Below are 25,568 nucleotides of genomic sequence, written 5' to 3' on the forward strand. Positions count from 1 at the left end.
GTTTAAAATTTAATTGTTATTACTTGATTTATTATTCTATTACTTGTTTTACTTCACCACAGGTTAGCATTGCTTCGCCAAAATATGGATTGATTACTTTTTCTTCTTTGCTTAACCAATAAGCACCATTATTGTTATCTGCCATTGGACAAAATTCTACATAGACCTTTTCATTGATACCAAATAGTTGTACAGCATTGATTAGATGTGATGATAAATGTTTAAAATGGTCTCTTTGTGATTTTATATCGGACGTTTCAGAAATTGAAGTTGCAGAAGATTTTATTTCGCCTTCTAATGACATCCAATGGTTATGCGCCTTATTATCTGACAACAATTTCATATCTACTTTGTTCAATTTATTTAATAAAGTTGTTGCGTTTGCTGAAGTACTTATTGAATCTTCTTTTACTAAAGCATCTTTTAAATTGATATACGCATTGTAAACACTATTTAACTGTTGTTGAAATTTCTCTGATACTTCCAAACGCTCATTCATATTAGTGTGGTCACTTTCTTTGTTAGATGCATTGTTATCCATACCTAAATGACCTTCGTGTCCAGTCATTACTTTACCACCATCTTTATTCATCATAGACTTTTTGCCTTGTAATTGTGCTGCTGCATCAACCGTAAATGTTCCGTTAGTCACTATTTCATTTCCAACAAATAAACCTTCTACAACTTCATATTCATTACCAATTTGATTGCCTAATTTAATTTCACGCATTTCAAAAATAGGTTGGTCTGGATTTGTTTTAAGGTACACCACAGAACGTTCACCTGTCCATAATACAGAAGATGCAGGAATTGATATTACTTCATCATTTTTAGCTGTACTGCCTTCAATATTTGCGGTTACAAACATTCCTGGTTTAAATACATCGTCCTTATTGCTTAAAACAACACGTAAGGTTACAGTTCTTGTTTTCGTGTTTAAAACTGGGTCAATGAAATCAACTTTACCTTTAAACTCTTTATTAGGATAAGCATTGGTTGTTATCATCACTTCCTGTCCTTTTTTAAAGCGGTCAATCTGATTTTCATACACATCAAAGTTTCCCCAAACTGTGTTGAGATTGGCAATTTTTAATAAGGGTTGTCCTTGTTTGATGTAATCGCCTTGCTCTACCAATTTTTCTGTAACAGTACCCGAAACGGTTGCATAAACAGGAAAGTTTTCTTTTACTTTTCCTGTTTCTTCAATCTGGTTGATTTGATTTTCAGAGAGTTTCCATAATTTCAATTTATTACGGACTGCTTTGTATAAAGCAGGTTGAGATTCTTTTAAAGAAGCTGCTGTGATTAATTCTTGTTGTGCTGCATAGAGTTCTGGCGAATAAATGGTTGCCAATAATTGACCTTTACGAACTTCTTCGCCTGTAAAACTCACATTCAAACGTTCAATTCTTCCAGCGAAATAACTTACCTGTACTGCATTGGCTTCTTCGTTTTCGGCAATTTTTCCTGAAAGTTTTATGATTCCATTTTCTACTAAACCATTACCAACCACCGTGGTTTGAATGTTTGCTAAAGCCATAGCATTAGTGGTTAATTTAAACTGATCTACTGTTAAACCATCTGCTCCACTTTCGGCAGGAATTAAGTCCATCCCACAAATAGGACAATCGCCTGGTTCAGGCTGCATAATTTGTGGATGCATAGAGCAAGTCCACATTTGATTGGTTTGTTCAACTTCATTGTGATTATGGTCTGCTTCTTCTTTTGATGAACCACCGAAAAGCAACCAACCCAATAATAGACCAACTGCTAATAATCCTAAATAGATTAATATTTTATTTGTTTTCATTTTCTAATCGTTTTATCATTGCTTTCATTTCTTCTATTTCCTTGCGTTGTGCTTCAATAATATCTTCTGCCAGTTTTTTTACTTCTGGGTCTTTTATATCTGCTCTTTCACTTGTTAAAATAGCGATAGAATGATGCGGTATCATTGCTTTCATCCAAAGGACATCACCAATTATTGGTGATTGTGCTCTTACTAACCCCAAAGCCCCTATAAACAGAATAAAACTACCTGCAAGAATTGCTATGTTTTTCTTTCTATCATTATACATTTTTCGCATAAAAAACCACATTATTACTGCCATTGTTGAAATCCCTAAACACGTCATATAGAATCGTGTTAGACTAAACCATACGTGGTCTATGGAATAGGTGTTTAAATACATTGTGATGTACATTGCTACAAATGAGCAAGCCAACATTATAAAGAAGGTTTTGTAATTTCCTTTGTTTGAGTGTTCTTTTGAATTTTCCATATTTTTTGATTTTATAGTTAAACTTTTTACTTACTTAATTTTAATATCCTGAATGCACCTTGTATCACCAATCCAAATACAATGATTCCTATAATTAAATCTGGAATACCAGAATGCAGCCAATTGACTAAAACGCCTGCTGTAATTACGCCAAGATTTATTATAATATCGTTAGAGGTAAAAATCATACTGGCACGCATATGTGCTTCTTGACTTTTAGATTTTTGTAAGAGGTACAAGCAAATGCCATTTGCAATCAAAGCAAATACTGAAACTATAATCATTGTTGAAAATACAGGTAAAGCTTCATAGCCTAAAAATCTACGTATTACCTCAACGATTCCGATAATTGCAAGTGTTATCTGAAAATAGCCTGCATATTTTGCAATCCGTTTCTTTTTTAAAACTGTACCACCAACCGCTATTAAACTCAATCCGTAAACAAATGAATCTGCCAACATATCTAAACTATCAGCAACTAATCCCATTGATTTTGAAATAAGTCCTGTACTCATTTCGATAATAAAAAATGCAAAATTGATGATTAGAACTGTCCACAACAGTTTGGATTGACTCCTTGTAGATTCAGTAATAATTGTGTCTGTATCTTCTGAACTGATTAAACTTTCATTTAATTTTAATTCATTTAAGGCATTACCAATTTCATTTACATTTGAATTATGATATAGTGTTAAGATTCTTTCTTCTAAATTAAAATCAAGTTGTTTGATACCATCTATATCAGATAGCTTCATCTTAATTAGATTTTCTTCAGAAGGACAATCCATTTTTGATATTTTGAAAACTGTTTTCTGCATATAATTAAATGTTTTTTGTTCTTAATCGTAATGCGTTACCTATTACCGAAACCGAACTAAAACTCATTGCTAAAGCTGCTATCATTGGCGAGAGTAGTATTCCGAAGAATGGAAACAACACACCTGCTGCAATAGGCACACCTAAAGTGTTGTAGATAAGTGCAAAAAATAGGTTTTGCTTAATGTTCTTCATTACAGCATTACTTAAATTTTTTGCTTTTACAATACCGTGTAAATCGCCTTTTACGAGTGTTATCATAGCACTTTCTATCGCTACGTCTGTTCCAGTTCCCATAGCAATACCGACATCACTTTTAGCCAATGCTGGTGCATCGTTAATACCATCACCTGCCATAGCAACTACTTTTCCGTTTTCTTGTAATTTTTCTACTTCTTTGAGTTTGTCCTCTGGTAACATACTGGCTTTAAAATCTGCAAGATTTAGTTCTGATGCTACTGCTTGTGCTGTATCGTGATTATCACCTGTAAGCATTATAACATCAATCCCTTTATCTTGAAGTGCTTTAATGGCTTTAGCACTTGTTTCTTTTATCTTATCGCCTATAACTACATATCCAACGACGGTTTCATCTATTGACAAATAAGAAACTGTTTTACCCTGTTTTTGGTAAGATTTAGCTTCGTCTTTCATTGTCGATGTAACATCTGCTTTAGCATATTCCATCATTTTAGGATTACCTAATGTTACTTTTTTATCTTTTATTGTCGCTTCAACACCTTTTCCTGTGACTGCACTAAAATCTTCGGACTTTAAAATTTCTGTGTTGTGTTCTTTGCCATATTTAACTGTCGCTTCTGCCAAAGGATGTTCGCTATTGGTATTTAATGAAACGATGTATTGTAACACTTCTTTTTCGCTTAAAGCAGCATTAAAAGCTCCAACGGTTTCAACTGTTGGTTTTCCTTCGGTAATTGTTCCTGTCTTGTCAACGATAAGCGTATTTACCTTATCCATTTTTTCAAGAGCTTCAGCATTTTTAATCAATACACCATTTTGAGCACCTTTACCCACACCAACCATTACAGACATTGGTGTTGCTAAACCTAAAGCACAAGGACAAGCAATGATTAGTACTGCAATTGCATTGACAAACGCATACACATAAACTGGTTCTGGACCCCAAATAGCCCAAACAATAAAAGTGATAACAGAAATAATGACTACTACAGGTACGAAGTAACCCGATACTTTATCCGCAAGATTTTGAATAGGTGCTCGACTTCTACTGGCATCGTTTACCATATGTATAATTTGTGATAACAGTGTATCGCTACCTACTTTTTCAGCTTTCATTAAGAATGATTGATTCCCGTTAATTGTTCCGCTACTTACTTTATCATCTTGAGATTTGTTTACAGGAATAGGTTCTCCAGTAATCATAGATTCGTCAATAGTTGTTTCGCCTTCTGTTATCACACCATCAACAGGAATTTTATCGCCTGGTTTTACTTTTAGAATATCATTTAATTCTATCTTATCTATACTGACTTCAACTTCTTCACCATCTACCATTTTAATGGCTTTATTAGGTGCTAATTTTAGTAATTCTTTTACTGCGGAATTGGTTTTACTGTGAGCACGAGCTTCCAATAATTGACCTAAAAGCACTAAAGTTAGAATTACCGTTGCTGCTTCAAAATACACGTGAACTGCTCCAGATTCAGTTTTAAACTCATTGGGAAATACATCAGGAAATAACATACCAAAAACACTGAACAACCACGCTACACCTGCTCCTATACCGATAAGTGTAAACATATTGAGATTCCACGTTTTTATACTTCGATAAGCGCGTTCAAAAAACATCCACGTAGCATAAAATACCACTGGAATGGATAAAGCAAACTGAATCCAATTCCAATATTTCTGTTCCATTATATCGTATAACGGATTGTTATGTAGCATTTCGCTCATTGCTATTAAGAAAATTGGTAATGTAAATGCTGTTGCTATCCAAAACTTTTTCAATAGTTTTTTATAAGTCTTTTCTTCAGCAGAAAGATCTGGTTGCATTGCTACTAAATCCATACCGCAAATAGGACAAGATCCCTCTTCATCTTTTACAACTTCCGGATGCATAGGACACGTCCATTGCTGTTTGTTTGTTGTGGATAGACTTACTTCTTCGACTAAATCCATACCACAAACAGGACAATCGCCTGGTTTATCATAAGTTTTATCGCCTTCGCAATGCATAGGACAATAAAATGTGCCTGTGCCTTTCCCTTTTTGTTGCTTTTCCTTTTTACCTTTGGTATGATGATGATGATGTTCACCTTGATTATGGATAGTGTATCTATCACTATCTTTTTTTAAGGCTTCTTGAAATGTTTCTATAGGTATGTGTGATTCCATTTCTATGGTAGCTTCTGCCTTTTCTAAATCGACTGTTGCTTTTGAAACACCTTCTACTTTAGAGAGCGTTTCTTCTACGTGTGTTCTACAACCATTACAGGTCATTCCGTGTATATGATATGTATGTTTCATTTTTAAATATTTTAGAATTATTAGTCTAAATTACAATGACTTACCTTATAATATTATTCTAATTCTGGCTAATTTTTATACAATTTCATCCAAGGATTTTCTGTCTCCATATTGTAAGTTTTTATAATCTGTCATTGACATTCCAGTAACTTGTTTAAACTGTTTCGATAGATGACTACTGTTTTTATAGTTAAGGTTATAGGCTATTTCTGAAAAATTAAGCTGATTCAATTGAATATACTCTTTAGCTTTTTCTATTTTCAGGTTGATAAAATACTTTTCAAGTGTTATCCCTTCTGATTTACTAAACGTTTTACTCAATGTAGAATAACTTTTGCCTATTTCACTCTCAAGTTTACCAAGAATTTCATCTGTTTCATTTTTTTCAATATGCTGAATAAGATTAATTTTAATTTTTTCAATCAATGCCTTTGTAGGATCCTTAATCACTTCAAATCCTAAAGCATTCAACTGTGTTTCTAGCCGAACATAATCATCACTAGACTGTTCTTTAACAACAATTTTACCCAATTGTATAGATTCCACTTCAAAACCTTCATCATCCAACAAATTTATAATCGTCATTTTACAGCGATTACAGACCATATTTTTTATATGAAGAATATGATTCATTGTTTATTGATTCAATTTTTTAAATGAAGTATGTGAATGAATAATCTTCCAATCTCCATCAATTTTTTTTAAAATTGAAGTTGCTACGCCTTTACTTTCAATGGTTCGTTCTTTTGTTCCTTTAGCTTCATCTGCCTTTAAAACTATCGTATACAAATAATTTTCAGTTGTATATGCATAGGGCAAACTTACATTTACATCAATCTGATAATCTGAAAATGTAAAACTTTTAAAATGCCCAAGTTCTGGACCTAAATGACCATCTATATAATCTTTATAAGTTCCTTCTACTTTACCTTGCTCAAAAACGGTGGCATCTTGCGTAAAGAGTTGAAAAGTGCCTTCGGTTGTTAAATTTTGAATGGCATTTTTATAAGATTTCATAATTTTCAACACTTCCTCTTTTTCATTTGTGGTGTCAACAACGACCTCTTTTTAAGTTTCGATAGTTGTATCTTGTTGTTTACTTTCTTTACAACTCACAATTAAAATCGTGAATAATAAGACAAATATGGGTGGTTTCATAATCGAATATTTTGATGTTTGACTTTTAATTATTTAAATTTTCTTTTAAATCTGACATATACTCTATGAGTAATTTCTTTTCGCTTTCAGACAATTTTGCATCTCTGTGTATTAACGTGTAAGAATCTAAAGGCATTTTATTGCCTTCTATTTGTTTTATAATTGAACGCAACTTGCTTGTTTTTCTTCGAATTGTTAATGAATCCCATTCACTAAAATTCAATTCTTCTTTTCCTTTTTTAATATGTCCTTCAAGAAACCAAGCAACAGGTTGCACCTTATTGTACCAAGGATATTGTGTGTTATTACTATGGCAATCGTAACACGAAACCTGCAACGATTTTTCAACCGTTACAGGTACGTTGTTCACGAGCATAAAATCGGTTTGTGGTATGGTTTCACTTTGGTTGTAATCCACAGGAAAAAACTGTATGGCAACCAAAGCAATTAATGCTATCCACGCTATGATTTTTACAATCTTCATTTAGTTGATTTCACGCTGTACTTTACCACATTTTAGCATTTTATCACCGAAATAGGGATTTCTGATTTCTTTGTTCATACTCAACCAAGCACCACCCTTGTTGTTATCGTACATTGGACAATACTGCTGGTAAATGGTCATCGATGTTCCGGTGATTTCTACCATATCAACCATATCCTTGCTCAATACTTTAAAATGTTCTCTTTGGTGCGCTATGTCACTTTCTGAAATATGTTCTGCGTGTTCAGTGGCATCTTCAATAATATCCTTTAGTTCGCTTTGCTTATCATCTGAATATTTAGAAGTATCAAAAGCCTTAAGTGATTTAGCCAATGTGCCTCCTAAATTTTTCGCTTTTGCGTTGTCATCGGCTACCAAAGCATCTTTAAGGTTGAAATAATCATTTAATACGACTTGTGAGGTACCATTTCCATTCATTGCCATTTCCTTTTTATCACCATCGTGATGACCATCGCTATTATCGTGATTCATTTTTGAATGGTCTCCATCTGCATTCATCTCTGAATGATGCTCTGTTGAATCATTCTTGTCTGTTTTGGCATCTTTACAAGACACTGCTGTTAGGCTTATAAAAGCCATTACCATAATTGTTGTTACTAATTTTACTTTTTTCATTTTGACTTACTTTTAAGATTAATATTTGTTTATATAAAATTGTTATGTATTATTAGAATCGAACTAATAGTCCGCCTCCCCAGCCATATTTATTATTGTAATTCCCTTGAATTGAAAAATTTCGAGATAAGATGTACGATGCTCCAATTAACCATTGAGTTTCACCTTCATAAGAATTGTTGTTTTCTAAATCATTGACCCATCCAAAATCCGCTCTATACTCGTATTCTCCTTCGAGAAAAATTCTAGGAAAAATCAATAGTTCTCTGTCCAAACGTATTCTTGGGCGCAGTTGATGGTCCATACTCACATCCACATTAAATCTGTAAGGCGTGAAATATTTAACTCCAACTAATCCTACAGTATTAAATGTATCATAAGAATTTGGTGTAGAAGTTTCAGTATTTACACCTGCATACACACGTACCCAATCATTGAGATATCTGTTATAATTTACTTCTATCTCGGCATTTTGGTTATAATCAAACTCGGCACGTAGTCCAAATTCGTTACGAATGTTGCTTGACATCAATAAAAGTTCATTAAAGTTTGAACCTACACGTGCAGCTCCCCAAGAGTAATAATGGTCAGTTTCATCAATTAGTTTTTGAACTGGATAAGGTTTCATCCTTTCATCGCGTGGTGTATCATAGCTAAATACTCTTGCCATACCACCCATCATATGATATAACACGTGACAATGAAAGAACCAATCACCATATTCTTCGTTATAAAATTCAATAACCACTTTTTGCATTGGTGGCACGTTAACCGTATGCTTTAATGGTGAACGTTCTCCATTTTCGTTAATCACTCTAAAATAATGACCGTGAAGATGCATTGGGTGATGCATCATTGTTAAGTTATTTAATGTTATTCTGGTAACCTCTCCTCCTTTAATTTTAATCTTATCTGTTTCAGATAATGGCACACCATTTATACTCCACACATAGCGTTGCATATTACCTGTTAGATTAAGTAAAAGGTCGGTTACAGGTATGTCTGCCTTATAAGTGGTATTTTCTTTTGCCTTTAAAAAATCATAATTGAAATAGGTTTTACGTGTATTGTAATCAAAAGACCTAGAGTCTTTCTCCATCATAGACATATTATGGCTCATTGGCATAGAATCCTTTTTCATATCCTTCTTTTTGTCCATTTCCATTTGCATATGATCATCATTCATAAGTTTTTGATCGTCCATTTTCATATTCATTTGGTTATCTATCTTACCATCTTTCATATCCATTTGCATCCCATACTTTTTCATTAAAGCTTCAGGCGTATTTTTCTTTTGATTACCTGCCATTGCTGGTGCTCCCATTTTCATATCCATTTTAGCCATTTGCTTCATCATCGCAACTTTGTTTGGTCTATCTATTACCGTTGCAGGAAAAAGTTTACCACTTCCTAAACGAATGGATGTACTGCCAGAGCCATCTTGTGCTGTTGCAGTAACTTCCAATGTTCCATTTGGAATAGTCACTATTACGTCATAGGTTTCTGCAATACCAAAGAGAAATCTACTTTTATTGACTGGTGTTACATCAACACCATCACTTGAAACGATTGTAGGATTACCAGCTCCAAAATCCATCCAATAGTAAGTCGATGCAGAGGCGTTGATAAAACGTAGTCGTACTTTTTCACCTGTTTTAAACTCTGGATATTCTGCAACTTTTTTACCATTGGCTAAAAACGCAGGATAGTAGATATCTGCAATATCTGCACCTTCCATTCTATCGCGCCAAAATTTGAATTGTGCGCCTAATGCACCTTCTTTTATAACTCTACTTAACGGTACAGCTGTTCCTTTTTTAACCTGATACCACTCATTTCCTCGTTTAAGGTTTCGCAGTACATTTATTGGTTTTTCATTTGTCCAATCGGAAAGGACTACGACTAAATCCTTATCATAGTCCAAGGTCTTTTCTTTAGGATGAATGACTATTGAGCCATAAACTCCTTTTTGCTCTTGCAACATCGTGTGGGAATGATACCAATATGTGCCAGATTGGTTTATAGGTATTCTATATTGAAATGTAGTGTTTGGTTTTATAGGTGGCGTAGTTAAATAAGGTACACCATCATAAAAATTAGGAAGTATTAAACCGTGCCAATGTACAGAGGTTTCTTCATCCATTTTATTAGTTACGTTAATAATAGCGAGGTCACCTTCATTAAATTCTAATGTAGGACCTGGAATTCCACCATTAATTGTCATTCCTTTGGCGGTTACACCTGAAAGAGTTATTTCATTTTCTTCTATAGTAAGGTTATACTCTTGTATGTTTCGGCCTTCTTCTTTTCTATCTTGACCATTTGTACCAACTTGGGCAAATGCCATTGAAGTTAGAAACAAGAGAAATATTGTGTTAAATGTTTTCATTGTTTACTGAATTAAATAATTAATGATTGTACTTTGCACATAGTAGGTCTTCACAGATTCTATTTGGTTCATTTGAAACTTTAGCTGCAACTCTTGAATATCCAAAACATCATTAAAATCAATCGTTCCTGTTTCATAGCTTTTGATTAAAATGTCTTCTGCATCTTTGGCTTGCTGTAGGTTTTTGGTTTGGGTAGCATAACTTATTCTTGCAGAAATGCGTTCGTTATTCGCTTTGTCTAAAAGCGTTTCCAATGCATTTAAACGTTCCTGTTTTTGAGCAGTAATTTCCTGCTGTTGCAAATCATTTTGTTTGGTTTGGGATTTATATTTCTTATTGAAAATTGGGATAGATACCGAAACCATTGGCATTACAATATCCTTTCCGTTATCGCTGAAATCCATATTTGGTCTTTCAGCAACATTGATATAATCTAATCCAAAACCAATCATTGGACTGCTTTCTTTTTGATTCAATAATTCTGATTGCTCTATGGATTGATAGAGTTTATCAAATTTTAGTAATTCAGGATGTAATACTAATTTTTCAAAAGTAATATCAAAGTCTTCTGAAGGTATCATTAAACTATCTACCACATTCACGGTAACATCATTATCTCTATTCAATAGATTATTGAAGTTAGTTTGTTCTGCTAAAAACTGTTGTTGCAATACATCTTTTAATTGTTGCATTTCGTTCTGACGCATTTGCAATCGCAACACATCTACTGCGGATGCTTTACCAACCTCAACAGAAGTTAATGCCAACGTCTCATAAGTTTCTAATAGTTTGATGTTTTCAGTTAAAACCTCTTGCTTTGCTTTGTTAGCGTATAGATTATAATAGGATTGTGATACCGAAGCCATTAGTTTTCGCTTTGCGATAACGATGTCCTCGTATTTAGCATCTGCTAATGCACTTACATAATTTTCTCTCGATGTAATGGTTCCAAACCAAGGTAACATTTGTTTAGCAGAGACCTTAAAGCGTTGTGCACCTGTTCGTGTTTCTGGCTCACTCACAAAATAACCAACACCAAATTCGGTATTAGGAATGGTGTTGACCTCGTTTACCTTTTCGGAAGCTCTTTTGTATTGTAACTCAAACTTTTGAATTTCTGGATTGTTTGTTAAGGCTTCATCGATAAGTATTTCTAATTGTTGAGCGTTCGCAAAAAGACTCAAGAAACAAGAGCCAAGAGCCAAGACGATTTTTATTTGTATTGATTTATATTTCATTTTGATGTTCTTTTAAGTTGAACTTCTGCTTTCCAGCTATACAATACTGGTACAACAAACAAAGTGATTAAGGCTATAAGCATTCCACCAAAACTTGGTATTGCCATAGGTATCATAATATCACTACCTCTTCCTGTAGATGTTAATACTGGTAATAATGCTAAAATGGTCGTAGCTGTAGTCATTAAACACGGTCTGATACGTTTTTCTCCTGCTTCTACAACAGATGCTCTTACTTCCTTTTTATTATCCGGTGTATTTCTACCGAATGTTTGAGTTAAATAGGTTGCCATAACTACACCATCATCGGTTGCAATTCCGAATAGTGCAATAAACCCTACCCAGACTGCAACACTTAAATTAATTGGGTGTATTTGGAATAAATCACGTAGATTTTCGCCAAAGAAATTAAAGTTTAAAAACCATCCTTGACCATACAACCAAATCATAATAAAACCACCTGCAAATGCTACTGCAATACCTGTAAATACCATTAATGACGTACCTACAGAACGGAATTGGAAATACAGAATTAAGAAAATAATTGCTAATGCTAAAGGCACAACAACCGACAAGGTTTTTTCGGCTCGCAACTGATTTTCGTATGTTCCTGTAAATTGGTAGTTAATACCTTTTGGAACTACTAATTCGCCACTATCTATCTTTTGCTGAATTAGAGCTTGTGCGCTTTCAACTACATTGACTTCGGCAAAACCATCTAGTTTATCGAACAATACATAGCCAACTAAAAAGGTATCTTCACTTTTAATGACCTGTGGACCTTGTTCGTAACTTATAGTTGCCAATTCGCTTAAAGGCACAGGACTTCCTTTTTCAACTGGCACATAAATCTGTTGTAAGTCTGTTGGGTTTGCTCGTAATTCTCTTGGGTATCGTACTCGTACACCATATCGCTCTCGACCTTCTACCGTTTGGGTTAAGACCATACCACCAACTGCTACTTTTAATACATCTTGAACATCTTGTATCGAAATGCCATAACGTGCAATTTTCTCTCTATCAATATCAATTAACAAATAGGGTTTACCAACAATACGGTCTGCAAAAACAGCTTCTTTTTTAACACCTTCAGCTTCCTTGATGATGTTTTCTAATTGCACACCAAACGCTTCAATCTGCTTTAAGTCTTGACCTTTTACTTTAATTCCCATAGGTGCTCTCATTCCTGTTTGAAGCATTACCAATCGGGTTTCAATAGGTTGTAGCTTTGGTGCAGAGGTTACGCCTGGCAATTTGGTAACTTTTACAATTTCATTCCAAATATCGTCCGGTGACTGTATTTCTGGTCGCCAATTACGGTAGAACTCGCCATTATTGTCTGGAATGAGTTGTTCTTTTGCTTTAAGAGATTGCCACGCTTCACGCTGTTCCGCTCGCAATGACATTCCGTTTTTTAACACATATTCACCATCATCATTGACTTTATAGCGTTGGCGTACTCCGTTTTCATTCAGCATATATTCTGGTTTATACTGAATGATATTTTCATACATCGACAAAGGTGCTGGGTCTAATGCAGATTCTGTACGACCTGCTTTTCCAACTACAGTTTCGATTTCAGGAATACTGGCAACTGCCATATCTAACTGCTGTAAAACACGCTTATTTTCTTCTACACCAGAATGTGGCATAGAAGTAGGCATCAATAAAAAAGAACCTTCATTTAACGATGGCATAAATTCTTTGCCTGTGTTTTTCATAATGAAAAAACCAGCAATGACAATTGCAGTTGGAATAGACAAAAACAATAATTTATTATCTAAACACCATCTTAAAATTCGAGTATAATACCTGATAAACAATGAGAAAACACCCAATAAGCCAAAGCAAATGACACCAACAAAGATGAGGTTCCAGAAGATACTTTTATCAACTCCTAAAGGTCTCCAATATTCCGCTAACAGAAATACTATTGCAGTTGTACATATTATGATATTAATTAAGTTGGATTGTTTTTCTGTTATTTTATTTTGAGTACTTAACAATGCTGTGATACCAAAAGCTATCAATATTAATCCTAACCAATAACCATAGATTATTGCTATTATCCCTAATACTATTAAAACGCCATTTAAAGCATATTTAAAATGCGTTTTTATGCTTTTCTTTCTGAATAAAAACGCTGCAAAAGGTGGAATTAAAAACAATGCTACAATTATTGAAGCTGTTAATGCAAAGGTTTTTGTGAATGCTAATGGTCTGAACAATTTACCTTCAGCGCCAATCATTGTAAATACAGGAATGAAACTTATAATTGTAGTCATTACTGCGGTTACGATTGCACCAGAAACTTCGGCTGTTGCGTTGTAAACTACTGTATTAATGGATTGTGTTCCATCATCTTCATCTAAATGCCGAATGATATTTTCTGATAGTATAACACCAACATCGACCATTGTTCCGATAGCAATTGCAATACCAGATAATGCGACAATATTAGCATCGACGCCAAAGAGTTTCATCGCAATAAATACCATTAAGACTGCAACTGGTAATAATCCTGAAATCAAGACAGAAGCTCGAAGATTAAACACCATAATGATTATAACCAAAATGGTAATCAATATTTCAAGAGTTAAGGCTTCATTGAGTGTACCTAAAGTTTCTTGTATCAATTCTGTTCTGTCATAAAAAGGCACTATGGTAACTTGTGATGTTCTTCCATCTGCCAAAACTTTTGAAGGTAATCCTGCACTTAATTCATTAATTTTTTCCTTTACGTTATTAATGACTTCCATTGGGTTTGCTCCATAACGAGCCACCACAACAGCACCAACAACTTCAGCACCTTCTTTATCCAATAAACCTCGTCTTGTTGCTGGACCTAATGAAACTTTTCCAATGTCTTTAATTTTTATTGAAGTGAAATTTTCAGAATCAACTACAGCATTTTCAATATCTGCAATGGATTTTACATACCCCAAACCACGAACTAAATATTCAGCTTGGTTAATTTCCAAGGTTTGTGCGCCAATATCCTTATTACTTTCTTTTACAGCTTTAACAATATGATGTAACCCAATGTTATATTGACGCATTAGTTCTGGGTTTACATCCACTTGGTACTCTTGAACATAACCACCAATTGATGCAACTTCAGAAACACCGCTTGCAGAGGACAAGGCATATTTAACATAGTAATCTTGAATACTACGTAATTCGTGTAAATCCCAACCACCTGTTACATTACCGTTCTCATCACGACCTTCAAGTGTGTACCAAAATATTTGTCCTAATCCTGTGGCATCTGGACCTAACGCTGGATTAACACCTTCGGGTAATAAACCACTTGGTAAGGAATTAAGTTTTTCGAGAATACGACTTCTGCTCCAGTAAAATTCTATATCCTCTTCAAAAATGATATAGATGCTTGAAAACCCAAACATAGAGGAACTACGAATGGTTTTCACTCCAGGAATACCCAATAATGATGTGGTTAATGGATAGGTTATTTGGTCTTCTATATCTTGTGGGGAACGACCATCCCACTTGGTAAATACGATTTGTTGATTTTCACCTATATCGGGAATAGCATCTACTGCTACAGGGTTACTTGGCAAAAATCCTGTATCCCAATTAAAAGGGGCATTAACAGTTCCCCATCCAATAAAAAAGACGAGTAGCAGGACTGCTACGAGTTTGTTTTCTATTAAAAATTTGATGCTTTTATTGAGCATTGGCTTTGATTATTAAACAGTTAGACATTGGTTTGATACCTAATAAACTTCAAAATAATCGATTGAATTAGTTTCTATTTCCTTTATATTTCAATATAAAATAGAACCGTAACTTTGGCTATGCTTATATTTTCTATTTCATCTAAAGAAAATATAATTCAAATTCACTATCAATCATTTTAAAATTCATTCGGTATTAAGAAAACACCGAATACAGCGAATTAACCTTACGACATTGCAGTCATAGGATAAAAAAGTCTATTGTTTAAAAATCAAATTAAATAAGTCTCGTCAATCTTGTAGAGTTGCCTTATGACGAGTGGCGGTTTATATTCTTCGTAAGTAGAAACGTTATTTTCTAAACCTTCAAAAAGGTTACTATAAGTGTAAACAAATGAAGCTATAAATACTTGTTGTTCAAATGTGATTTTGTCAACTTGCAATTGTAATTCGTCTTGACCTTCAATTGATAATTGTTCATCATCACAACAATTTTTCTTGGTAATAGAACATCCTTCGGTTGAAGGCTTTTCCATTTCCATTCCACACCCTTTGGCTTTATGAAAAATAGCAGTTTCTACTAAAGTATCTCCGCAATAATGCATATTCACAGTAAATGACATTGTAGAGAATAACACTACAAAAGTCATTGCTAAAGACATTATTTTATGGAAAATCTGCTTCATATTGATTGCGAAGTTACGAAATTTTAACAACTATTGATTTTGTTTAACAGAAGTTTAATTGATTAATCTGCTTAATCCCATTTCATTTTCTGCAATCGAACTGCATTTAAAATTGCTAATAATGCTACTCCTACATCTGCAAAAACTGCTTCCCACAATGTGGCCATACCAATTGCGCCCAAAATCATAAAGATAATTTTTACACCGAAAGCCAGACCAATATTCTGCCATACGATGCGTCTTGTAGACCGACCTATTTTTATTGCCCTTGCAATTTTAGAGGGTTGGTCGGTCTGGATAATGACATCCGCCGTTTCGATGGCCACATCACTACCCAAACCACCCATTGCAATGCCAACATCACTTATCGCCAAAACCGGGGCATCGTTAATACCATCGCCTATAAATGCTACTTTGGTTCCGGATTGCTTTTTGAGTTCTTCGACTTCGTTCAATTTGTCTTCAGGCAACAATCCACCTTTTGCCCAATCGATATTTAACTCTTTTGCAACTTGTTGTGTAATAGAGTCCTTGTCGCCTGATAGCATTATAATCCTGGAAATTCCTGAATCTCGAATTTGTTTAATGGCTTGGTGTGCATCATCCTTTAATTCATCTGCAATGGTTACATAACCTTCAAATTTTCCGTCAATAGACACCATAACAATTGATTCTACAATACCATCTGTTTCCGAAGGAACTTCAATACTGTTTGAGGTCATCAATGCTTTGTTACCTACAAGTACTGTTTTTCCGTTGACCATCCCTTTCAATCCTTTTCCGGCAACCTCTGAAACATTGGTGGCCTCATAATCAGAACCGTCCGCTTTATATTCCAAGATCGCCTTGGCAATGGGATGTGTGGATTGTTCTTCCATCGCCATCAGGTACTTCATAAACGTTGCCTTTTCTAATGTTATGGGTTTGATTTCCTTTATTTTGAATACCCCGTGAGTAACGGTTCCTGTTTTGTCCATTACTACCGTATTCACTTGGGTCATTGCATCCAAGAAGGATGCACCCTTGAATAGAATACCGTTTCGGGATGCTGCACCCAACCCACCGAAGTAACCCAGGGGAATGGAAATCACCAATGCACAGGGACAAGAAATTACCAGAAAAATCAAGGCCCGGTATAACCACTCCTGAAATACGTACCCGTCCACAAAAAAATAAGGTAAAAACGTTAAGCATACTGCTAAGAAAACTACGATAGGAGTATAGATGCGTGCAAATTTCCTTATAAACAGTTCGGTCTTTGATTTACGTGCTGTGGCATTTTGCACCATATCGAGAATTCGAGCAATGGAACTATCCTTAAATTCCTTGGTGGTTTCCACTTCTACAACACCTTCTAGATTGATGCTCCCGGCAAAAACCTTGTCTCCTTTGGCAATGGTGTCGGGTTTGCTTTCCCCCGTAATCGCTGCGGTATTGACCGATGCTTTTTTAGATAGCAATTGGCCATCTAAAGGGAACTTTTCACCTACGCGCACTTGTATTTTTTCTCCAATTTCAACGGTCTCGGGATCGACCGAAACATAATCGCCGTTCCGATACACCACGGCCTCATTAGGACGTACATCAAGAAGCGCCTTTATGTTGCCCTTTGCTCGTTTTACAGCTGCGTTTTGGAAAAGTTCGCCCACGGCGTAAAACAGCATTACGGCCACACCTTCCGGGTATTCCCCAATGGCGAACGCCCCTAAGGTTGCGATAGACATTAGGAAGAATTCGGTAAAGAAATCACCGTCCCTGATACTTTTCCATCCCTCTTTTATAACAGGAAAACCAACGGGGATGTAGGCTACCGCATACCAAGCGATTCGTACCCAACCTTTAAAAAACGGAAAGGCATCAAAGTAATCAATAGCAATTCCCGCTATCAACATCACAAAACTGAATATGGAAGGGATGTATTCCTTAATGCTCAGTTGTGATGAAACCTTATTTTCAATTGAAGGATCCTTGAGGTCTCTTAGATTTAGTTTTTTCTTTTTCATATATGTTTTATTTTAAAATAGTTTTAGAACAAAAAATACCATTGTCAATAGATAGACGATATAGGCTGCATCGAACGCGAATATCTGCCATCTGCTAAAACCGTGAAGTTCCTTGCTTTGATGGACAAAAAGGGAGTACAAAAGCGGCATCAGTCCAACGAAGGCAAGATTCACCCAAAACAACTGGAAATCTTCGATAGGGGTAGTAACCAGCGCCAACGGGAAAAAGGCGACCGTCATCGTAACAGCATTATCTGCGATAACACTAGTGGTGCCTGCCGTTACTTCGCCTCCTTTCACCACGCTCCAGGTCTTAAATATTTCAGGCGCGGTGGTCATTATACCCGTGATGAACAATCCCCCAACGATTTCAGAAATATTCAGGGCCGAAACAATATTTTCTGTTGCCTTAACAATAAAAAAAGCACCCACAGCTATGGCCAGGGCCCCGGCCACGGATAACCAGACTTTCTTTTTGTCCCATTCTACTTTTTCGCCCTTTTCCCTGCCTTTTATAATGGCATGCGTTAAAAAAGCAGCATAGGCAGCCAGCATAATATAGCCATCGATGGGTTGTAATCCACGCCAGGCTTTGGGAAGGGTTAGTATAGCTACCAAAGCAATGATTGCCAGGTAGGGGATGGACAATACCGAAACAGAACGTTTGTTCAGAGCCAGTAGGTTGGCATCCAGATGTTTTTGGTGTTCCTTATTATTTTTAAATTGCTTTCTGGAAGCGAAATAGGCTATGCTAACCATCAACGGAATGGAAATTATATTGGAACCCAAAAGGTTGCCCAGACCAATTTCCGATACTCCCCGGGCTGCACTGGTAACGTTTACAGCTACCTCGGGGCTGGCGGTCACAATGGCAAGGAGAGCTGCTCCTGCAGAAGCTGTAAGCCCCCATTGCTTACGGAGCATCTTTAAAGGCGTCAAGAGTTGGTCCGCACCCCAATGGGCAGCCCAAGCTGCCAATCCCAATACTACTACCCAAAGCCAAACGTTCATAACTAATCGTTGTTTATAATTTTTCTGTTACCCTCAGTATATTTCAACTTTTTATTTTCCGATATTTTCTGGTCTTTTTTTTGTTGGCTTTGAAAGATCAGGAGTAAAATCACTCCCGTGCTAATCCAGACATCTGCGGTATTAAATACAGGGTCAAAAAAAGTAAATTGATTACCTCCCCAAAATGGCAGCCACTCCGGAAGCCTTGTATCAATAATGGGAAGGAACCACATATCCACGACATTGCCATTTAAAAATCCAGCATATCCACCCCCTGACGGGAATATTTCTGCAACGTTTTGTACTGCCGGATCACTTTTTTCAAAGATCAGTCCGTAAAATGCACCGTCAATCAAATTACCCAATGCACCTGCGTATATAAATGCTGCACAGATTACAAAAACCTTTGCATATCCTTCACGTATCATCTTTTTGATATAAAAAGTCCCCCAAACAATGGCGGCCAGCCGAAATAGGATCAAAACAAGCTTGGCCAGATACCCCTCCCCAAACTTAAAGCCCCAGGCCATTCCGGGATTTTCCAAAAAATGCAAGCGAAACCAATCCAGGCCAAATACGTAGTACTCCTCGCCATAATAAAAATGGGTCTTCACATAAATCTTTATGGTCTGGTCTATTGCCAACAACAGTAAAATCAATAATGCTACACTACTTTTATTCATAATTTCCTATTGTTTCCCAACGTCTTGTGCAACATATATTTGCATTATTTAGATAATTTTAAAATTCTTATGGCGCCCCGCATTACAAACGTGAAGACGATGCCGCCAATCACCAAATCGGGCCATTTGCTATTCAGAAAATAGACCAGTACCCCTGCCACTATAACCCCACCGTTTACAATAATATCATTGGACGTAAAAATGGCACTGGCCTGCATATGGGCCTCCTTACTTTTAGCCTTGTTTATCAACCAAAGCGAAATAAGGTTCCCCAGTAGGGCTAAAATGGAAACTACAATCATCCACTGGAACATTGGTGTTTCACTACTGGTAAAAAACCTTCTTAATACCTCTGCAAAACCAAGTGTTGCCAATGCCATCTGAAAATACCCGCTGAATTTTGCGACCTTCTTTTTTCTTGAAATGGCACCGCCTACCGCGAATAGGCTTAGCGCATATACGATGGAATCTGCCAGCATATCCAACGAATCCGCCACAAGTCCCATAGAAGAGGAAATCCAACCTGTGGTCATTTCGATAACGAAAAAACCAAAGTTGATGCCCAAGACCCACCAAAGGATTCTTTTTTGTTTGGATTGGTCTTCCATTACGGGTGGTTCGGCTTCTGTGGTTCCCTCTAAAGAATCCCCAAGGTTTAAACCGGCTATTGATGTTTGTATATCTTCAATGCCATCCACATGATATACTTCCAATTTCCTGTTGGGAATATCAAAATCCAAATATTTCACTTGAGCATAAGATTCCAACTTCATCCGGATCATCTGCTCTTCCGAAGGGCAATCCATTTTGGTTATCTTAAATGTTGTTTTCTCCATTATCTCTTTTTTTATTTTTAATATTCGTTATAATAGTTGTCCTTTATCCGGATACAATTGTTACAAAATCCTTTTAGCAGCAGGTTTACTTCTTCTGCCTGAAACCACTCCGGCAAAGGCACTTTTGCTCTTCATCTTTCTCCCATTTACCAATGTATGTTTCCCAGTAGCTCTTTTGAATTTTTAGGAACCCCCGCAGGCTATCCGGTTTCATCAAAGACATAGACATTTCATTTCTTTGCCTGTATGCTGAATTATTCAGTGTCTGGACACCCTTCTGGAGGAATAATGTTTTTTGCACTCTTTTAGGAGCAGCGTCTTTTCGCTGAAACTTTTCAGTGTCATAGAAAACCTCCGCGGCTTCTTTTCCACTCATGCAGATCGTTTCCTTTAACATCAAACGGGTTCTAAAAATATCGGACCAAAGCTTTTGACGCTTTTTCTGAATAAATTCATAGCCGTCACGAAGTAGCGTCAAACTACTATCGATGTTTTTGTCTTTCGGAATAGTTCTCATGCTCTTTACATTTTTAAAATATTTATTTTATTTTTTAGACCATAAACTTAAACTTAATACAAACTGATTTAAGTCTTATGAAATGATTAAAAACTGCCTAATCCGATTTTACAATTAAATTAAGGCCGTTAAATATGCAACGCTCTGTCTTCGGTGGCTGCCAGACAGGCCTCTTTAAAGGTTTCTGAAAAAGTTGGGTGCCCGTGGGACATCCTTGCAACATCTTCGGCAGATGCCCTGAATTCCATCGCTACCACCGCTTCGGTATAGCTGTCTGCAATGCGTGGCCCTATCATATGCACTCCCAATATCTCATCAGTTTCTTTATCTGCGATTACTTTTATGAAGCCGTCGGTGTCCATACTTATTTTCGCCCTTGCGTTGGCCTTAAAAGGAAAAGAGCCTGTTTTAATACTTCTTCCTGCTTCTTTCAATTCTTCTTCGGTTAAGCCTACCCCGGCCACTTCGGGCTGGGTATAAACAATATTAGGAATAAGCGAATAATTGATATGTGGCTTTTGATCTGCTATCCTTTCGGCTACAAAAACGCCCTCTTCACTGGCTTTATGGGCAAGCATTGCCCCTCGGATTACATCCCCAATGGCATATACACCCTTGACATTGGTTTCAAGGTTCTCATTTACCGTTACCTGTCCTTTCTCATTGGTTTCCACGCCAATGTTTTCAAGGCCTAAATTGGCGGTGTACGGTTTCCGGCCAATGGCCATAAGGCAATAGTCGCCTTCTAAATTCATTTCTTTTTTATCGGACAGGTTTTCCGCTTTCAATTCAACTTTGTTGTCCGTTGCTGTTGCATTGGTCACTTTATGTTCCAAATAAAACTCAATTCCCTGTTTTCTTAGGGAACGATGCAATTGATGTCCCAGTGCGCCATCCATAGTGGCGATGAGGCTATCAAAATATTCCACAATAGACACCTTAGAGCCCAGGCGGGCGAAAACAGAACCTATCTCAACCCCGATAACGCCTCCACCAACGACCAATAAATGGTCGGGAATTTCCTGTAGCGCAAGGGCCTCGGTAGAAGAGATTATCCTTTTTTTATCGATTTTAATATTGGGCAAGGAAGCGGGTTTGGACCCTGTGGCAATGATAATTTTATCGGTTTCTATAGTTTCCGTTTTAGCTTCGGCCTTAATCTCAATCGTGTTTTTGTCCTTGATGGTGCCGTGGCCTTCATAGACGGTAACTTTGTTCTTTTTCATCAGATACCCAACGCCATTGATGATTTCCTGTACCACATCCTGAACCCTTTGGTTCATTTTTTTGATATCGACATTGGCTTCTTTTACATCAATCCCAAAATTTTCGAATTGATGTTTGAGTTTGTAATAATGCTCAGAGGCTTCAAGCCAGGCTTTTGACGGGATACAGCCCACGTTAAGGCAGGTGCCGCCAAGCGTGCTGTACCTTTCAATAATGGCTACTTTTAATCCTAATTGGGCGCAACGTATAGCGCTTACATACCCGCCAGGGCCAGAGCCTATAATTGTTACATCATATTTTTCCATATTCGTAAATTTTTTAATTAAATAAGGTGGGGGAAACCTTAAGCTGACCAGGGGCGCAAGGGTTCAGTTTTAAGGTACTCCCACCTATTATTTTTTACTACAATTTTTACATACCCCTTTTAATACCAGGTTCAAATCGTTTATTTCATAATCGTCCGGCAAGTTTTGTTTCGATATTCTATCCGGCAAGCAAATAGTTTTTCCGCAAACGGTACAATGAAAATGCATATGTAAATCTGTACCGTATTTACCTTTGGCCTTTTTATCGGAAATTGCAAATTTTGCCACTCCTGTCCCATCATTAATCTGATGAATTAGCCCTTTATCTTCAAAAGTTTTTAGGTTTCGATAAAAGGTAGTTCTGTTTGCCGTTTTGTTTTTTTCGCTTTTAGCGATAAAGACTTTTTGCATTTCGTTTAAACTTACTGCATAGGTCTTCCTATTGAGGTATTTGTGAATTTTCAACCTCATTTCAGTGGGACGTATCCCTTTTGACGATAATTTTTTTTCCGTTTTTGTCATTTTATATTCTTTCGAAAAACAGTCTAAGTCCGGATCTAATCTTTTTTATAAGCCAAAAGCCTTAACGCATTAAAAACCACCAGAAGCGTCGAACCTTCATGGATTACTACAGCCACTCCAATATTTGCCAAGCCGAATATGGTTGAAGGTATAAGCAGGGCCACAATACCAAGGCTAACCCAAAGGTTTTGCCTGATAATCGCCTTTGCCTTCCTGCTTAAGCCTATGGCAAAGGGCAGGGTTTCCAACTTATCGGCCATTAGCGCAATATCCGCCGTTTCCAAGGCTACATCACTTCCCGCAGCACCCATAGCTATGCCTACAGTGCTGTTTGCCATGGCAGGGGCATCATTAACGCCATCGCCCACCATTGCCACCTTGGATTCCTTTTCTTTTAATTCTTTTATAGCATCCACTTTTTCTTCCGGCAATAGGCTCCCCCAGGCATCGGTCAATCCTATTTCTTCTGCTACAGCGTCTGCTACCTTCTGGTTATCTCCGGTAAGCATGATCATTCGTTTAATGCCGATTTCTTTTAATTTTTTGAGGGTTCCCTTGGCGGCTTCACGAGGGGTATCCATTAATGCAATGATGCCTATATATTCTTCATTTTTTCGTATAAGCATTGTTGTATTTCCACCACCTTCAAGACCACGCACTTTCGTAGCTATTTTTTCGGAAGGTGTACTCTCATCAAGCCCTTCGTACAGGTCGAGGTTACCTATATAGATTTTATCATTGCCAAACGATGCTTTAATCCCTTTACCCAGAACTGCCTCCAAATTAGAGGCATTTGGGATTTCCTCGCCTTCCAGACGCTCTTTTCCATCACGAACTACAGCTTTGGCCAGGGGGTGATCACTCAAACTTTCCACAGCTACTGCTATTTTGAGAAGTTCGTTTTCAGATATATTTCCAAGTGGCACCACTTGGGTAAGTTTTGGCTTTCCTTCCGTTAGAGTTCCGGTTTTATCAAAGGCGAGGGCGGTAATAACCCCCAGGTCCTCCAGAGGGCGCCCTCCTTTAATTAATACCCCGCCACGGGCAGCTCTGGCCACTCCACTCAATACAGCACTTGGGGTCGAGATTGCCAACGCACAGGGACTTGCAGCTACCAGTACCGCCATTGCCCGGTAAAAGCTCGCGCTAAAGGGTTCGTCAATAACTAAAAAAGCGAACAAAAGAATCCCGACCAAAATAAGGACGGACGGCACAAAATATTTTTCAAATTTATCGGTGAGCAACTGGGTAGGTGATTTTTGGGTCTGGGCCTCGTTAACCAGTTTCACCAATCGGGAAAGCGTTGAATCTTTGGCTGCTTTGATCACTTTAATTTCCAAAGTATTGTTCCCATTGATCGTTCCGGCAAAAACGCGGTTTTCATCCTTGATATCATCTTGCGCCGAATAATCCTTGTCAACATCTTCTACGGGAACTTTATCTACCGGTACACTTTCCCCGGTAATCGGAGCTTGGTTGACACTGCTTTTTCCGTTGACCACAACGCCATCGGCAGATATTTTACTGTTCGGCTTGACCACGATAATATCGCCTATACCCAATTTTTCGATACCCACCTCTTCGGTTTTGCCATCTTTTTTGAGCAAAGCTGTTTTTGGTGCGAGATCGGCAAGGGCCGCTATGGACTTTCGGGCCTTGTTCATTGCATAGTGTTCCAGGGCGTGGCCAAGGCTGAACAGGAACAGCAAGAGTGCACCTTCGGCCCATTCTCCCAGAACAGCGGCACCTATGGCGGCCACCAACATTAAAAAATCGATTTCAAAACCACCTTTGGCAACGGTCTGTATGGCCTCTTTTGCCGTAAAGTAACCCCCAAAAAAGTAAGCACCTATGTATAAAGTAAGACTGACCCAATCTGGGATGGATGCAACATAGGAAAGTCCGAAACCTATCCCGAGAAGGGCGCCGCAGATAATAGAAAAAATAAGCTCCGTATTTTTACCGAAAATCCCACCGTGGGCGTGCCCTTCTCCTTCCTCGTGGGTCTCGCCCTCTTTGTGCTCGTGCCCCTCTGTGGAAGTTTGTTCTTTAGTATCTTCCTTCTTTGAACGCTCCTGTTTTTTGGATGCTTTGGTGTAATCATTTTCGTTTGAAGAACTCCGCTGAATCTGAAGGTATTCTTTTTCAATTTGTTTACTTATTTCATCAAAATTCGTTTGCTTTTTATCAAATTCAAGTCGTACCATTCCAGAGCCTGAAACGGAAACTTCCAAAACTCCATTGATTGCCAAAAGGCTTTTCTCGATGGAACGAGCGTGCCTTGTATGTCTAATCCCCTCAACCTCTAAAAGAAGATGACCATATTTTTCTGTAATTTCTGCCCCGGCATTTTCCGCCAAAGATTGAATTCGGTCAATAGAGATAATGTCCGGATCATAATGAAAGCACAGTTGCGGCACCGTATCTTCCTGATCATCTACTATATGTACTTTTTCAAGACCCTCTTTGGCCTCTAATTCAGCAATGAGCCTTTGCACACAAGTGTCTTTTTCATTTGGCACCTGAGGTAGCAATACCGGAATTTTTAGTTGTAGCTTTTTCATA

The 25,568-nt window shown here is 37.2% G+C and carries 20 protein-coding genes; all 20 read right to left on the reverse strand.

Translation table 11 applies throughout. From position 1 onward, the window contains the following. Positions 1-31 precede the first annotated feature (31 nt). Positions 32-1,810 (reverse strand): efflux RND transporter periplasmic adaptor subunit, encoded by a 1,779-nt coding sequence (locus DNG35_RS02540; RefSeq protein ID WP_111126186.1) that lies wholly within the window; start codon positions 1,808-1,810, stop codon positions 32-34. After that, a complete protein-coding gene (locus DNG35_RS02545) occupies positions 1,797-2,282 on the reverse strand; it encodes a DUF305 domain-containing protein (protein WP_106678902.1) in 486 nt (161 codons plus the stop codon). Before DNG35_RS02545 ends, DNG35_RS02540 begins: the two co-directional genes overlap by 14 nt. Positions 2,283-2,308: 26 nt before the next feature. Continuing rightward, complete coding sequence (locus DNG35_RS02550; RefSeq protein WP_027879802.1) at positions 2,309-3,100, reverse strand: cation transporter; 792 nt, start codon at positions 3,098-3,100, stop codon at positions 2,309-2,311. Between the two features lie 4 nt (positions 3,101-3,104). Beyond that, the gene (locus DNG35_RS02555) at positions 3,105-5,609 is read right to left on the reverse strand and encodes a heavy metal translocating P-type ATPase (RefSeq protein WP_111126187.1); all 2,505 of its coding nucleotides are present in this window, start codon (positions 5,607-5,609) and stop codon (positions 3,105-3,107) included. A gap of 75 nt (positions 5,610-5,684) precedes the next feature. After that, positions 5,685-6,242 carry an AraC family transcriptional regulator gene (locus tag DNG35_RS02560; protein ID WP_111126188.1) on the reverse strand — a complete coding sequence of 186 codons (558 nt, stop codon included), beginning with the start codon at positions 6,240-6,242 and terminating at the stop codon, positions 5,685-5,687. Between the two features lie 3 nt (positions 6,243-6,245). Next, complete coding sequence (locus DNG35_RS02565) at positions 6,246-6,626, reverse strand: nuclear transport factor 2 family protein (protein ID WP_111126189.1); 381 nt, start codon at positions 6,624-6,626, stop codon at positions 6,246-6,248. A 166-nt stretch (positions 6,627-6,792) separates the two neighbouring features. Beyond that, positions 6,793-7,251, reverse strand: a complete 459-nt coding sequence (locus DNG35_RS02570; protein WP_111126190.1) for a heme-binding domain-containing protein — start codon at positions 7,249-7,251, stop codon at positions 6,793-6,795. Next, positions 7,252-7,887 carry a DUF3347 domain-containing protein gene (locus DNG35_RS02575; protein WP_111126191.1) on the reverse strand — a complete coding sequence of 212 codons (636 nt, stop codon included), beginning with the start codon at positions 7,885-7,887 and terminating at the stop codon, positions 7,252-7,254. Between the two features lie 52 nt (positions 7,888-7,939). Then, positions 7,940-10,276 (reverse strand): multicopper oxidase domain-containing protein, encoded by a 2,337-nt coding sequence (locus DNG35_RS02580; protein WP_111126192.1) that lies wholly within the window; start codon positions 10,274-10,276, stop codon positions 7,940-7,942. Between the two features lie 3 nt (positions 10,277-10,279). Beyond that, entirely contained in the window at positions 10,280-11,515 is a 1,236-nt protein-coding gene (locus DNG35_RS02585) for a TolC family protein (RefSeq protein WP_111126193.1), read from the reverse strand. Then, the gene (locus DNG35_RS02590) at positions 11,512-15,213 is read right to left on the reverse strand and encodes an efflux RND transporter permease subunit (RefSeq protein ID WP_111126194.1); all 3,702 of its coding nucleotides are present in this window, start codon (positions 15,211-15,213) and stop codon (positions 11,512-11,514) included. The genes DNG35_RS02585 and DNG35_RS02590 overlap by 4 nt, the downstream gene beginning before the upstream one ends. A 272-nt stretch (positions 15,214-15,485) precedes the next feature. Continuing rightward, on the reverse strand, positions 15,486-15,899 hold the full coding sequence (locus tag DNG35_RS02595; protein WP_233494437.1) for a hypothetical protein: 414 nt from the start codon (positions 15,897-15,899) through the stop codon (positions 15,486-15,488). Between the two features lie 71 nt (positions 15,900-15,970). Further along, on the reverse strand, positions 15,971-17,902 hold the full coding sequence (locus tag DNG35_RS02600; protein WP_111126195.1) for a heavy metal translocating P-type ATPase: 1,932 nt from the start codon (positions 17,900-17,902) through the stop codon (positions 15,971-15,973). A gap of 12 nt (positions 17,903-17,914) precedes the next feature. Beyond that, positions 17,915-18,913 (reverse strand): sodium:calcium antiporter, encoded by a 999-nt coding sequence (locus tag DNG35_RS02605; protein ID WP_009778867.1) that lies wholly within the window; start codon positions 18,911-18,913, stop codon positions 17,915-17,917. Positions 18,914-18,915: 2 nt separating this feature from the next. Next, a complete protein-coding gene (locus DNG35_RS02610) occupies positions 18,916-19,596 on the reverse strand; it encodes a lipoprotein signal peptidase (RefSeq protein WP_009778866.1) in 681 nt (226 codons plus the stop codon). A 44-nt stretch (positions 19,597-19,640) separates the two neighbouring features. After that, a complete protein-coding gene (locus DNG35_RS02615) occupies positions 19,641-20,432 on the reverse strand; it encodes a cation diffusion facilitator family transporter (protein ID WP_027885442.1) in 792 nt (263 codons plus the stop codon). Positions 20,433-20,517: 85 nt separating this feature from the next. Beyond that, positions 20,518-20,949 carry a hypothetical protein gene (locus tag DNG35_RS02620; protein ID WP_027885443.1) on the reverse strand — a complete coding sequence of 144 codons (432 nt, stop codon included), beginning with the start codon at positions 20,947-20,949 and terminating at the stop codon, positions 20,518-20,520. Between the two features lie 128 nt (positions 20,950-21,077). Further along, positions 21,078-22,481 (reverse strand): dihydrolipoyl dehydrogenase, encoded by a 1,404-nt coding sequence (lpdA, locus tag DNG35_RS02625; RefSeq protein ID WP_111126196.1) that lies wholly within the window; start codon positions 22,479-22,481, stop codon positions 21,078-21,080. An 87-nt stretch (positions 22,482-22,568) separates the two neighbouring features. Then, a complete protein-coding gene (locus DNG35_RS02630; RefSeq protein WP_008613740.1) occupies positions 22,569-23,003 on the reverse strand; it encodes a Fur family transcriptional regulator in 435 nt (144 codons plus the stop codon). 35 nt (positions 23,004-23,038) lie between these two features. Beyond that, on the reverse strand, positions 23,039-25,567 hold the full coding sequence (locus tag DNG35_RS02635; protein ID WP_093026604.1) for a heavy metal translocating P-type ATPase: 2,529 nt from the start codon (positions 25,565-25,567) through the stop codon (positions 23,039-23,041). Position 25,568 lies beyond the last annotated feature (1 nt).

Origin of the sequence: Mesonia sp. K7, from assembly GCF_003233725.1 — a bacterium.
Classification (GTDB): Bacteria; Bacteroidota; Bacteroidia; order Flavobacteriales; family Flavobacteriaceae; genus Mesonia.